This is a genomic window from Limnohabitans sp. Jir72 (assembly GCF_003063575.1).
Lineage (GTDB): Bacteria > Pseudomonadota > Gammaproteobacteria > Burkholderiales > Burkholderiaceae_C > Limnohabitans_A.
The window spans coordinates 264,743-277,157 of the sequence record NZ_NESC01000004.1 but is presented as its reverse complement, the minus strand read 5'-3'; the positions used below and the strand labels follow the sequence as shown (position 1 = coordinate 277,157).

Here is a 12,415-nt window from a genome sequence, read left to right as displayed (position 1 = left end):
GCCTTCAAGGGGGTGAGGTCAAAGCCGGTTTGTTGGTCTGGCCCATGGCCCAACCCCACAGCCGCTCCAGTGGCCAAGGAAAAATCATGATGATGTGCTCAACAATCGCCAGCCCCAGCAGCGTGGCCAACATGACCCAACCCGTGGTGATGGCCACCGCGCCTTGTTGTGCCAACCACACCAACCAAAACCAGGTCCCCATGGACACGCCCATGGACAGCACGAACCACAGCGTCATATTGCGCGTGCGGAAATAACTGGCCAAATACTTGAGGTGTTCGGGCAGGTATTGCGCGCCGTTTTGAGGTACGCCAAAAAACAAATTCAGTTTGGCTGACAGTCGCATGAACCACAGCAGCGCATAGGTGCAAATCGCCACATGGTTGTGTTGGCCCTCTTGCATCCACCACAGCACGGCAAAGTTGGCCAACAAGGCCAGCTCGTGGTGAAGCATGACTTGCACCGATTGCACAAAGCGCGGCCAACCCGTGGTGCCCGCATCCAGTGGCGTTTTGCGCGGGCCGGTGATCCAGCCGGTCAAAAAGGCCAGCTCATGCCAGCCCCACATCACGATCACGCTGCCAAAGGCCAGGTAAGCGTTGAACACGCTGACCTCTTGCATGCTGTGTGCCACGCCCCAAAAACTCAAAGCCAACAGCACCGTCCAGCCTGCCAGGCTGAAGCGAAAGCTGCGCGCAGGCAGCCGGTCGAGCCACAAGATCACGCCCGTGCCAACCCACCAGCACAGGGCCGTGAACACGCAAGCCATGACGACTTCATTCACCATGCGGGTTCCATGCGCACCTGAGGCGACAGATCTTGTTGAATGACCGGCATGAAGTACAGGCGCGCAAAGGTAGCGGCGGCTTTGACAGCACAAATGCCTTGTTGCAGCTTGCCCACCACGCCGCCGCCCACCTTGGCTTTTTCCATGGCTTGCGAAATGGCAAACAGGCGCTCCAGGCCACGGCGGAAGTCGGGGTGGTCGGTGTCGAGCGCCAACGGGAAGACTTGCTGCGTGATGGCAGTGGTGATGCGGAAGACTTGGTAGTCGTATTCGCTCGAATCGAGGCCCATGGCCTCGTGCAGCATGGGGCGGGTGTGGTCGCGCACGTACATCGTGGCGTACACGGCCAGTAAAAAGAAGCGAACCCAAAGCTTGTTGACGCCGCTGAGAAGTTTAGGGTTGGCCCGCATGATCAGGGCAAAAGACTCGCCATGGCGGAACTCGTCGTTGCACCACAGCTCGAACCAGCGAAAGATGGGGTGAAAGCGTTTTTCGGGGTGCTTTTCAAGCTGGCGAAAGATGGTGATGTAGCGTGCGTAGCCGATTTTTTCGGACAGGTAGGTCGCGTAGTAAATGTATTTGGGCTTGAAGAAGGTGTACTTCTTGGTGCGCTTCAAGTTGCCCAGATCAATGCCCAAATTGAAGTCACGCAAAGACAAGTTGATGAAGCCCGCGTGGCGCGACTCGTCGCGTGCCAAGTAGGTCATCAGCTGCTTGATGTCGGGGTTGGTGACGTTCTTGCGAATCTCGTTGTAGAGCACACAACCGGAAAATTCCGAGGTCAGCGAGCTGACCAGAAAGTCCATGAATTCCTGGCGCATCTCGGGCGAGAGGCTGGCCATGCCTGCAGCCACTTCACCTGCAAAGGCTTCGTCGCGCTGGAAGTGGTCGTGGTTGTTGTCGCCCTCGTACTCGGCCATCATCTTGTCCCACTCGGCGCGCACGGGCTCGATGTCGATGCGGTCCATGGCGGCAAAATCGGTGGTGTAAAAACGCGGGCTGATCATGTCGCTGTGCACGGCCTTTTTGTTGGCGTCTTCAGCGGTTTCAATGGTGTGGACAGCGGTGGCGTTCATGGGGTTCTCCGGTGCGGGTTCAATCAGGTTCAGCGGGTGGCTTCAGCGGGCGGTTTTCAGGGGCGCAGTGTCTTGCCCTGCCAGTCTCAGACCCGCAAACACGGCGGCGTTGCTGGGACCGAACGACTCCAGGTCAATGCGTTGACCGGTGCTGGGGTCTTGCAAGGTCAGGCGGCCATCGGTGCGGCCGACCAGCACAAAGGGGGCATCGCCACCCATTTTTTCGCGGTGGCGTTCGCGGGCGAGTGCTCGCAAGGTGCTGCGCAAAAAACCTTGCTCGCCAGTGAACCGGGCCACTGGCTGACCACTTTGGCTGTCCAGCACGGCGATGTCACCCCCGGGCAGGTCGCGAAAATGCAGATCGCGCTGCCATTGCACAGGGGCGTCAGGGGTGCGCGGGTCCAGTCCGGACCAGCGGGCCAGGCCCACGGCCACCAGCACAGCCAGCAGCACCACGCCGATCCAAGCCATGGGCAGGTTCAGGCCATGGTTCTGAGGGGCTTGGCGACTTGGCCGCCAGTCGTGCTTGGGCAGGGTGTTCATGCCAGCATGCCTTGCGCAGGGTTGCGGGTGGGTGTGTTGGTGTGTGTGGTCACGGGGACTTGCGCGTCACCTAGGTTCAGACTTTGGCCTGCACGTTCGGCACGCCACAACGTCAGCAGTTGCTCGCCCACTTGTGTGCTGTTGGGAACGCAGCGCAGGGTGGGTTGGGGCTGGGTGACGTACCAAGCGCGCTGGTGCGGCCACAGGTGGGCCCAGCCGATGCGGTCTTCAGAGTTCAAGGCCAGCGCGATGTCGCCCGTGCCTGCGCCTTGGGGTTTCAGCGAAGCGCCCGCGATGCGTTTGAAAGGCAGGTTGAAGGTCAGCGTGAGCACGATGCCGATGCGCATGACCACGCGCTTGTTGGTGAGGGTGTAGAGCGTGCTGCGCGCCGACATCCAGGCTGTGCCCAAGAGCAGGGCCAGCGCCATCGCGTAAAGGCTTGCGGCGATCACCAAAGGTTTCCAGTCCACCTGTCCCTCGGGTGCCGTCAGGTTGATCACCTGCACGGCCAGCATCAGCGCAAAGTACAGCGCGACCTTGCGCACATGAAACGCGTGGATCGCCAAACGTTTCCAGTCGGGCGCACCTTGCCAGACCACGCGCTCACCCTTGGGCAGCGCGCTGGGCAAGCCGGGGGCGGCTTCCCACTCGTGTTCGTGGGTGGCTTTCACAGCAGGGGTTCCTGACGCTCAGGCGTGGCGTACAAGGTGCCCGCACCGTAATAGGCGGTGATTTTTTCTTCTTCGAGCAAGGTGATTTGCTCGGGTGATTTGGTCTGCGGCACGTTCACAAACTGGTGACCCAAAATGGCCTGCACATGGGTGCCGTCTTTCTTGATGCGCGCAAAGGTCATGGGCAACAAGACGCGTTTGTCCGAGCCTGCCAGCTGCACTTCGGCGTAGCGGAACAGCATTTCCATGCGGTCCACCCAGAGTTCGACCACAGTCCCTGCGACGACCTTGTCAGCACCCCAGACCGGCAGGCCACGGGGGTCCACGTCCTGTTTGGCGACCGAGTGATCAGCGGCCACACGCAGAGGCACGATCTTCGGGTGACCATGTGGGTCCATGTCAGGGATGTCGGCGCGCATGGCCCAGGCACCCGGGCCCACACCCGCCAGCAGGGGGTCACCCAGTGGCTCCAGCGGTGCGCCGTTCCAGCCGTGCATGGGCTGGGCGCTGTATTCGCCGTCAGGACGTGCCAAATCGGGGGCCAGGTAGGTGTGGCCGTCTTGTGTTTTAAAGGTCTTGGGCTCGGGAACGGGGGGCCAACCTTCGATCTTGGGGCCGTTGTCGCGACCCGAATCCATGGGGTAGCCCTCGCGGTGGTTTTCGCGCAAGAGGTAGTAAATCAGTCCCGCGAAGAACGCCCAGAACATGTACAACACGATTTGGGCCACATCGATGTACTGTGTGATTGCGCCTGTTTCCATGGCTGTCTCCTTCAAAAAATCGGTGCATCAGCCCGGCAGTTGCGCCAGGCCAAAGGGTTGGGGGGTGGAGGGGGTGCTGGCTGCCCGTGCTGCCAAGTGGCTCGCACGCAACATGGGGCCCATGGCCACCAGCACCACAAAGAGCAAATAAATTTCCAGGTGGTAGACAAAGCTGTAGGCCGTGATGGGTGTGACCAAGGCCTCGCCCAAGGCGCCTGACATGGCCAGCACCGACACACCGTCGCGCACAGCCCCGCCCAGCGCCATGGCTGCGCCCGCGCTGGTGGCTTGCACCGCGCCCCAAGTGCCGATCACCAAGCCGCCCAGATCGTCCAGTCGACCCTCTTCCTGGCCCATGCCCATGGCGGTGACCAACATGCCCACCGAGAACAAGCCGCCACTGAAGCCGATCAGGCCAACACCCACGCGGAACAGCCAGGCCGCTTCCAGCGGTCCGGAAAAAATGACCATCGCAAAAGCGGGCAAGCCCAGCAACACACCCAGGCTGGCCAGGCGGCAGGCATGCAGCCCGCCCGTGAGCCAGCGGGCCGACATCAAAAAGGCCAGCAAGGCACCACCCGAACTCAAAGCTGTGAGCGCACTGGTCATGCCCACGTCGAGCTTCAGAATTTCGGCGGCATAGGGCTCCAGCACAATGTCCTGCATGTTGAAGGCAAAGGTGCCGATGCCCAACGTCCACAAAAAGCGGCGCATCTGCGGCTGGGCCAACAGTTCCCGCCAGCTGCTGGCAAAGCCACCGGCTTCGCGTTGTCCGCGCTTGGCTTGACGGGCCTCTTGTTTCCACAGCGAGGCCAGGTTGAGTACCGCCACCATGACCGCACAGCCTTGCACCATCTGGATCAGTTTTTGCGGACTGAACTCGCTGAGCATCAGGCCAAACACCGTGCTGCTGGCGATCATGCCCACCAGCAGCATGCTGTAGAGCAAGGCCACGACGCGCGGGCGTTTGTCGTCGGTGGCCAGGTCGTGCGCCAGCGCCATGCCCGCGGTTTGCGTGACCTGGATGCCCGCGCCCACCAGCACAAAGGCTAGGCATGCGCCCACTTGCCCGACCCAGACGTTGGTGTGGTCGGGCTCGGATAAGAGCAACAAGGCAAACGGCATGATGGACAAGCCACCAAACAGCAGCAAAGTACCGGTCCACATGTAGGGAATGCGGCGCAGGCCCAGCGCCGAGGGGTGCGTGTCGCTGCGGTAGCCGATCAGGGTGCGCAGCGGCGCAAACACCATGGGGATGGCCACCGCCAAGGCCACCCACCACGCTGGCACTTGCAGCTCGACAATCATCACCCGGTTGAGCGTGCCCACGAGCAGCGCCGTGACCATGCCGATCACCACCTGAAACAGCGACAGGCGCAGCAATCGCGCCATCGGCAGCTCGGGCGAGGCCGCATCGGCAAACGGCATGAAGCGCGTGCCGTAAGCCGTGAACCAGCGGGGGACCGGGATGCGCAGTTTCATGAGCGGGTCCACTCCCACGCTTGCGAGGTGTAAAAGCCGCTGGCCACACGCTGCATGCGCGCGCCTTGCCAGTCCTGTAAATCGGGGTGGTTGTGCATGCGCTGCAGTAAGTCGGCGTGCGCCACGGGTGAGAGCGAAGGCGAGCGGTCGCTGCGCGGAAACAAGCGGCCCGCGCTGTGCATGAGTGCCAAGAGCGGTGTGCGTGGCGCAAATGTGAAGGCCATGGAGACGCGTGTGCGTTGCGCCAGACCGGCCAGCGCTTCGGCGATCTGGTCGCTGTCGTAATGGATCAGTGAGTCCATGCACACCACATGGTCAAAGTGACCCAGGTCGGGGCTGAGCATGTCGCCCGATAAAAATTCCACCGAACCCGGCAGCCTTGGGTGTTCGGCCGCCATGCGTTCGGCGGCCAATTTCACCAGCGTCGGTGAGAGGTCAATAGCCATCACATCGGCTCCCCGCAGCGCCGCTTGCAAGGCCAGCGCGCCGGTGCCACAACCGGCATCCAGCACGCGCAGGCCGCGCAGGTCTTGTGGCAACCACGACAGCAGGGTTTCGCGCATGGTGTCGCGCCCGGCGCGCACGGTGGCGCGGATGCGACCCACCGGCTCGTTCGAGGTCAGGCGCGCCCAGGCATCGGCCGCCGTGCGGTCAAAGTAGTGCTCGATCTGGCTGCGGCGTTGTTCGTAGGCGGTGGTGTTCATCGTGTGACTTTCTTGGCTTGTTTTTGAGCTGGCTTCAGTCGAAACCCAGCAGGTCAAAAATATCGCGGTCTTTCATCGGGATCGATGGCAGCGGGTCGGCCCCCAGCCAAAGGGCCGCAGCCAAGCGCATGTATTCGTCTTGCACGGCTTTCACAGCCGGTGTGGGTTCCAACTCGAACAGGGTGCACTTTTGCAAACGGCTCTTGCGGATTTCGTCGAGCATGGGGAAGTGCGCCATGGTCTTCAGACCCGTGACCGCGTTGTACTTGTCGATCTGGTCAGTCGCATCGCTGCGGTTGGCGATCACGCCGCCCAAACGCACGTTGTAGTTTTTGGCCTTGGCACCAATCGCTTGGACGATGCGGTTCATCGCAAAGATGGAGTCAAAGTCGTTGGCCGTGACGATGAGCGCCCGGTCGGCGTGTTGCAGCGGGGCAGCAAAGCCACCACACACCACGTCGCCCAGCACGTCAAAAATCACCACATCGGTGTCTTCGAGCAGGTGGTGCTCTTTGAGCAGTTTCACAGTCTGGCCGACCACATAGCCGCCGCAGCCGGTCCCTGCAGGCGGGCCACCGGCTTCCACGCACATCACGCCGTTGTAGCCTTTGAAGACGAAGTCATCAAGGCGCAGTTCTTCGGCATGGAAGTCCACCGTTTCGAGCGCGTCGATCACGGTGGGCATGAGTTTTTTGGTCAGAGTGAAGGTGGAGTCGTGTTTGGGGTCGCAGCCGATTTGCAGCACGCGTTTGCCCAACTTGCTGAAAGCCACCGACAGGTTCGAAGACGTGGTGCTTTTGCCGATGCCGCCCTTGCCGTAGACCGCAAACACCTTGGCGGTGCCGATTTTGACGGTGGGGTCCATCTGGAACTGCACACTGCCTTCGCCGTCTGCGCCGCGTACCCTTTGAATGCTGTTCACGGGGATGCTGGTGGTTTCGATCATGCTGGGAGTCCTTCGTGTATGCCTTCAAGGCGGTCTTCAAGTTCTTCACCGGCACGCAGCAGGGCTGTCATGGTCTCGGCGTCGGGTTGCCAGTACTGGCGGCGCGTGGCCTCCAGCAGGCGGTTGGCCACTTTGGCCGATGCGGTGGGGTTGAGCTGGGCCATGCGCTCGCGCATGGCGGGGTCCAGCACAAAGGTCTGGGCCAGCTGCTGGTAGACCCAGGGCTGAACTTGCCCTGTCGTGGCCGACCAACCCATGGTGTTGGTGAGGTGGACTTCGATTTGTCGAACACCTTCGTAGCCGTGTTGCAACATGCTTTCGTGCCACTTGGGGTTGAGCATGCGGCTGCGGGTTTCTAGGGCGACTTGTTCGGTCAGGCTGCGCACCACGCCGTCGCCTTGGGTCTGGTCGCCGATGAAGACGGGCGGGGCTTCGGCGGCGTTGCCGTCGCGCTGGTGTTTGGCCTGCAGCACGGCGCGGCTGATGCCGCCCAGAGTGTCAAAGTAGGTGTCGATGCTGGTCACGCCCAGCTCCACCGAGTCGAGGTTTTGGTAGGTGAGCGAGACACTGGCCAGCGCGCTTTGCAGCACGGCGGTGTTGCGCACCGGGCGGCCTTCGCGGCCGTAGGCAAAGCCTTTGCGTTGGGTGAAGGCGTCGCCCAGTTCGTTTTCGTTTTCCCAGCAGCTGCTGTCGATCAGGTTGTTCACGTTCGCGCCGTAGGCGCCTTCGGTGTTGCCAAACACGCGCAGCGCGGCGCATTCCATATTGCTGCCTTCGTGCTCGGCCAAGTAGGCCAAGGCATGTTGGCGCACAAAGTTTTGCTCAAGTGGTTCATCGGCACTGGCCGCCAAAAACGCGGCCTCGGCCAGCAAGCGGATTTGCATGGGCAGCAGGTCGCGGAAGATGCCCGACAAGGTGATGACCACGTCGATGCGGGGGCGGCCCAACTCAGCCAAAGGAATCAGCTGCGCGCCAGCCAAGCGGCCGTAGCTGTCAAAGCGCGGGGCGGCGCCCATCAAGGCCAGGGCTTGCGCCATGGGGCTGCCTTCGGTCTTGAGGTTGTCGGTGCCCCACAGCACCATGGCCACGGTCTCGGGCAGGGCTTGGTGGTCTTGTTGGTAGCGGGCCAAGAGTTTGTCGGCCTGGCGCATGCCATCGCGCACAGCAAAAGCCGAGGGCATGCGGAAAGGGTCGAGGCCGTGCAGGTTGCGTCCGGTGGGCAGCACGTTGGCGTTGCGGATCAGGTCGCCGCCGGGGGCGGGTTGCAAATAGCGGCCGTCGAGGGCGCGCATCAGGCCTTGCATTTCGTGGTCTTCGCCCAGCAGGCGGTTGCTGCGCACCAGCTGGCGCAGAGTCTCGGCTTGGGCTTTGTCGCCAGCAGCTAGGTCGGTGCTGAACTGTGCGTTCAGTTGTGTTTCGCTCGCACCGTCGACCAGGGCTTCCATCAAGCTGGCGTTTTGTGCTGCGCTCAAGCCCATGGCGTCGGCCATGACTTTGAGGGTGCCCAAACGTTGCTCGCGGGTGGGGGCTTGGCCCATGACGTGCAGGCCTTCGGGAATCAGCGCGTATTCGAGTTCGAGCAGCTGGTTTTGCAGCTGCTCGATCCAGGCGGTGGCGTCACCTGTTGGCGATGCGGGAACGGACAAGTCGATGCTCTGCGCTTGCTCGCGGATCAGCGCCGTGAGGCTCTCGCGGTCTTGGGCTTGGTCGGGGCCCATTTGCTGCCAACGCTCGATGGATTGCTGCAAGCTGACCAATTCTTTGTACAGGCCGGAGTGCGTGAGCGAGGGCGTGAGGTAGCTCACCAGTGTGGCCGCGCCACGGCGCTTGGCCAATGCACCTTCGGACGGGTTGTTGGCGGCGTAGAGGTAAACATTGGGCAGCGCGCCGATCAGGCGGTCGGGCCAGCACTGGGCCGACAGACCCGTTTGTTTGCCGGGCATGAATTCGAGCGCGCCGTGCGTGCCAAAGTGCAGCACCGCATCGGCGGCGTAGTCGTCGCGCAGGTAGCGGTAGAAGGCGCTGAATGCGTGGGTGGGGGCGCAGCCGGTTTCAAACAGCAGGCGCATCGGGTCGCCTTCGTAGCCAAAGCCCGGTTGCACCGTGACCACCACCTGGCCAAAGTCTGCGCCCAGCACAAAGATGGACTGGCCGTTGGTCAGGTGCTTGCCGGGGGCGGGGCCCCACTGCGCTTCGATCTCGTTCAGCCAGCGCTCATGTTGCACATGGTGGCCCGTGTCGATGGCGTGCAGCACATTGGCCTGCGTGCCGTACTGGCTGGCGTTGCCCTGCAGCAGACGGTTGCGCAGGTCGTCCACGCTGGCGGGCAATGTGACTTGGTAGCCCTCGAGCGACAAGCGCTGCAAGGTGTTGAACAGCGACTGGAACACCGACAGGTAAGCGGCCGTGCCCACGCTGCCTGCGTTGGGTGGGAAGTTGAACAGCACGATGGCCAGCTTGCGCTCGGCACGCGGTTTGTCGCGCAGGCGCACCAGGCGCTCGACGCGTGCGGTGAGCATCTCGGTGCGCTCGCTGCAGGTGAACATGTCCTGGCTGCGCGGGCCGCTCGGAAAGGTGCAGCGCTTGTCGCAGCCATGGCAGGTTTCACCAGCGGGGCCGGGGCGGCCACCGTAGACCATGGGCAAGATCGAGCCGTCGAGTTCAGGGATGGCCACCATGATGGTGTTTTCCACCGGCAGCAGGCCACGGGTCGAATCGCCCCATTGCTCGATCGATTGGAACTCCAGCGGGTGCGCGGCGATGTAGGGCACATCGAGTTCGCTCAGGGCCACTTCTGCGGCGCTGGCGTCGTTGTAGGCGGGGCCACCGACGAGCGAGAAACCGGTGAGCGACACCAGGGATTGGATCTTCGCGCCCGTACCTTGCTTGAAAAATCGGTCCATGGCCGGGCGAGCATCGAGGCCGCTGGCAAAAGCGGGGATGACACGCAGGCCGCGCGCTTGCAGCGAGGCGATGACCGCGTCGTAATGCGCGGTGTTGCCGGCCAGCAAATACGAGCGCAAGAGCAACAGGCCCACAGCGGGCTGGTCTTTACGGTTATGGCCGGGCAGGTCGCTCAGCTGTTCGCTGATGCGCTGTTTCATCTGCGGGTGGTACAGGCCCACCTCGGGGTATTCGATCGGGTCTTCCGGCTGGGCCAAGGCGCGCAGCGGCTCGCGCGGGCCTTGGGCGTAGCGGTGCACCAAGGTTTTGACCAGGTGCTCGATGTTGTGCTCTGAACCAGCCAACCAGTAGCGCATGGTCAAGAAGAACAGGCGCAGGTCTTGCGCGGTGCCGGGAATGAAACGCAGCAGCTTGGGCAGGCGGCGCAGCATGGCCATTTGCTTGGCCCCGGCGCTTGAGGGTGCGCCGCTATCGGCACCGGTGTCTTTGTTTTTGGCGCTGGGGCGCAGCTTTTTGAGCAGGGCCATCAGGCCACTCGATTCGCGGCCCATGACCAGCTTGCCCATGCGGGTGAGCTGGGTCACTTGCGGGGCGGACATGATGCAGACCATGGCGTCGCAGTGATCGCGGCGCGCCTGCAGGGCGTCGAGCACGGGCAGGAAATGGTCTTCCATGAAGAGCATGGTGACGATGACCAGATCGGCTTGCGCCACGGCGGCGAGAACCGCGGCCAGTGCCTTGTCGCTGTCGCGCCACGCCGAGGCGCTGTGGGTTTGCAGGTGCAGGCCGGGGAGGTCGCGCGCCAGGCGCTCGGCGGCACTGTCGGCCGCGCTGGCCAGGTGGCTGTCCATGGTCAGCAGCACCACGCTCATGCGGGGGGGGCTGCTGTTGGGTTTTTTATCGGCTGTAATGGGCTTTGGCATCGTAGAGCGTCTCCACGGTGATGGTCGCCACGCCCAGGTCTTGGGCAAATCGCTCGGTGTTGCGGCGCGCTTTGCCCCGCACAAAGAACGGGATCTTGCCCAGCTCCTTTTCGGCTTCGGGGCTCCAGGTGGCCTGGTTCGAAGCGGCTTGGGCGGGGGCGGCGACCTTTTGAACGCTGTCGGTGGTCAGGGTGTCGGGGTGAGCGGGTGTTGCGGAAGACGCGGCAGCCGTTGCGCTAACCGCTGTGGCAACGGGTGCTGCCACAACCGGAGCCACGTTCTCTGCCGCAGGCCGCGTGCTGCCCAAATGCGAGGGTGCAGCCCCGGCGTGGAACTCGAAGTCTTCGCGGAACATGCCGATCAGGTGTTCTTCCAGGCCCATCATCAGCGGGTGGACCCAGGTGTCGAACAGCACGTTCGCGCCTTCAAAACCCATTTGTGGTGCGTAGCGGGCCGGGAAGTCCTGCACGTGCACCGGGGCCGAAATCACCGCGCAGGGAATGCCTTGGCGCTTGGCGATGTGGCGTTCCATCTGCGTGCCCAAAATCAGCTCGGGCTGCAGCGCGTTGATCTGGGTTTCGACTTCCAGATAGTCGTCGGTGATCAGCGCTTCGACGCCGTAGCGTTTGGCGCAATCGCGCACTTCGCGGGCAAATTCGCGGCTGTAAGTGCCCATGCCCACCACCTCAAAACCCATCTCCTGGCTGGCGATGCGGGCGGCGGCCACCACGTGTGTGGCGTCGCCAAAAATATAAACACGCTTGCCGGTCAGGTAGGTCGAGTCGACCGACTTGGCGTACCAGTGGGCATGCGCGTTGGCGGGGTCTTGTGCGGGCTGGGGCAGACTGGTCAGGGCGCAGACTTCGGCGATGAAGTCGCGCGTGGCGTGGCTGCCCAAGGGCACGGTCTTGGTGTAGGGCTGGTCAAACTGTCGCTGCAACCACTGCGCGGCGGCCAGGCCAATTTCGGGGTAGAGCACCACGTTGAAGTCGGCCTCGGCCAACTTTTGCACGTCGGCCACGCTGGCACTCAAGGGGGCGACCACGGCGACATCGACACCGAGTTGGTTCAAGAGCTGCGTGATTTCCTTGACGTCGTCGCGATGGCGAAAACCCAGGGCGCTGGGGCCCAAGATGTTGCAAGTGGGGCGTACTTTTGCGGGCTTTTCAGCCGCGGGCTTGTGCACCAGGTGGCGGCACAGTTGGTAGAAGGTCTCGCTCGCGCCCCAGTTTTCCTTGCGCTGGTAAGAGGGTAACTCCAAGGCCACCACGGGGATGGTCAGCTGCAGGGCTTGGGCCAAACCACCCGGGTCGTCCTGGATCAGCTCGGCCGTGCACGACGAACCCACCAGCATGGCGGCGGGTTGGAAGCGCGCCATGGCTTGGCGGGCAGCGTCTTTGAAGAGTTCGGCCGTGTCGCCGCCCAGATCACGCGCCTGGAAGGTGGTGTAGGTGACGGGCGGGCGGCGCGGCAGGCGCTCGATCATGGTGAACAGCAGGTCAGCGTAGGTGTCGCCTTGGGGAGCGTGCAGCACGTAGTGCACGTCCGTCATGGCGGTGGCCACGCGCATGGCTCCCACATGGGGCGGTCCTTCGTAAGTCCAGAGCGTCAGTTGCAT

At 62.9% G+C, this 12,415-nt stretch carries 10 protein-coding genes; all 10 read right to left on the bottom strand.

The features are described 5' to 3' along the window. Nucleotides 1-4 precede the first annotated feature (4 nt). From puhE to bchB, 10 genes are read right to left on the bottom strand one after another with little or no spacing between them, the layout of a single operon-like run. Nucleotides 5-787, bottom strand: coding sequence for a putative photosynthetic complex assembly protein PuhE (puhE, locus tag B9Z52_RS07730; RefSeq protein WP_108413252.1), 783 nt, complete (start codon nucleotides 785-787; stop codon nucleotides 5-7). After that, nucleotides 781-1,863: a magnesium-protoporphyrin IX monomethyl ester (oxidative) cyclase gene (gene acsF, locus B9Z52_RS07725; RefSeq protein ID WP_108413251.1), complete on the bottom strand. Its 1,083-nt coding sequence runs from the start codon at nucleotides 1,861-1,863 to the stop codon at nucleotides 781-783. Before acsF ends, puhE begins: the two co-directional genes overlap by 7 nt. Before the next feature lie 42 nt (nucleotides 1,864-1,905). Then, a complete protein-coding gene (gene puhC / locus B9Z52_RS07720; RefSeq protein ID WP_108413250.1) occupies nucleotides 1,906-2,406 on the bottom strand; it encodes a photosynthetic complex assembly protein PuhC in 501 nt (166 codons plus the stop codon). After that, nucleotides 2,403-3,077 carry a photosynthetic complex putative assembly protein PuhB gene (gene puhB / locus B9Z52_RS07715; RefSeq protein WP_233251873.1) on the bottom strand — a complete coding sequence of 225 codons (675 nt, stop codon included), beginning with the start codon at nucleotides 3,075-3,077 and terminating at the stop codon, nucleotides 2,403-2,405. The genes puhC and puhB overlap by 4 nt, the downstream gene beginning before the upstream one ends. Beyond that, entirely contained in the window at nucleotides 3,074-3,838 is a 765-nt protein-coding gene (gene puhA / locus B9Z52_RS07710) for a photosynthetic reaction center subunit H (protein WP_108413249.1), read from the bottom strand. The genes puhB and puhA overlap by 4 nt, the downstream gene beginning before the upstream one ends. 27 nt (nucleotides 3,839-3,865) lie before the next feature. Then, on the bottom strand, nucleotides 3,866-5,320 hold the full coding sequence (locus tag B9Z52_RS07705; RefSeq protein ID WP_108413248.1) for a BCD family MFS transporter: 1,455 nt from the start codon (nucleotides 5,318-5,320) through the stop codon (nucleotides 3,866-3,868). After that, nucleotides 5,317-6,024, bottom strand: a complete 708-nt coding sequence (bchM, locus tag B9Z52_RS07700; RefSeq protein WP_108413247.1) for a magnesium protoporphyrin IX methyltransferase — start codon at nucleotides 6,022-6,024, stop codon at nucleotides 5,317-5,319. The genes B9Z52_RS07705 and bchM overlap by 4 nt, the downstream gene beginning before the upstream one ends. Nucleotides 6,025-6,058: 34 nt before the next feature. Next, entirely contained in the window at nucleotides 6,059-6,970 is a 912-nt protein-coding gene (bchL, locus tag B9Z52_RS07695) for a ferredoxin:protochlorophyllide reductase (ATP-dependent) iron-sulfur ATP-binding protein (RefSeq protein ID WP_019429120.1), read from the bottom strand. Further along, nucleotides 6,967-10,797, bottom strand: coding sequence for a magnesium chelatase subunit H (locus B9Z52_RS07690; protein WP_108413246.1), 3,831 nt, complete (start codon nucleotides 10,795-10,797; stop codon nucleotides 6,967-6,969). Before B9Z52_RS07690 ends, bchL begins: the two co-directional genes overlap by 4 nt. Further along, a complete protein-coding gene (bchB, locus tag B9Z52_RS07685) occupies nucleotides 10,772-12,415 on the bottom strand; it encodes a ferredoxin:protochlorophyllide reductase (ATP-dependent) subunit B (protein WP_108413245.1) in 1,644 nt (547 codons plus the stop codon). Before bchB ends, B9Z52_RS07690 begins: the two co-directional genes overlap by 26 nt.

What these genes read in the sequence shown, in the direction of transcription:
- puhE (WP_108413252.1), bottom strand. Translation starts at nt 787, where the DNA reads ATGGTGAATGAAGTCGTCATGGCTTGCGTGTTCACGGCCCTGTGCTGG.
- puhA (WP_108413249.1), bottom strand. Translation starts at nt 3,838, where the DNA reads ATGGAAACAGGCGCAATCACACAGTACATCGATGTGGCCCAAATCGTG.
- bchL (WP_019429120.1), bottom strand. Translation starts at nt 6,970, where the DNA reads ATGATCGAAACCACCAGCATCCCCGTGAACAGCATTCAAAGGGTACGC.
- B9Z52_RS07690 (WP_108413246.1), bottom strand. Translation starts at nt 10,797, where the DNA reads ATGCCAAAGCCCATTACAGCCGATAAAAAACCCAACAGCAGCCCCCCC.
- bchM (WP_108413247.1), bottom strand. Translation starts at nt 6,024, where the DNA reads ATGAACACCACCGCCTACGAACAACGCCGCAGCCAGATCGAGCACTAC.
- B9Z52_RS07705 (WP_108413248.1), bottom strand. Translation starts at nt 5,320, where the DNA reads ATGAAACTGCGCATCCCGGTCCCCCGCTGGTTCACGGCTTACGGCACG.
- acsF (WP_108413251.1), bottom strand. Translation starts at nt 1,863, where the DNA reads ATGAACGCCACCGCTGTCCACACCATTGAAACCGCTGAAGACGCCAAC.
- bchB (WP_108413245.1), bottom strand. Translation starts at nt 12,415, where the DNA reads ATGCAACTGACGCTCTGGACTTACGAAGGACCGCCCCATGTGGGAGCC.
- puhC (WP_108413250.1), bottom strand. Translation starts at nt 2,406, where the DNA reads ATGAACACCCTGCCCAAGCACGACTGGCGGCCAAGTCGCCAAGCCCCT.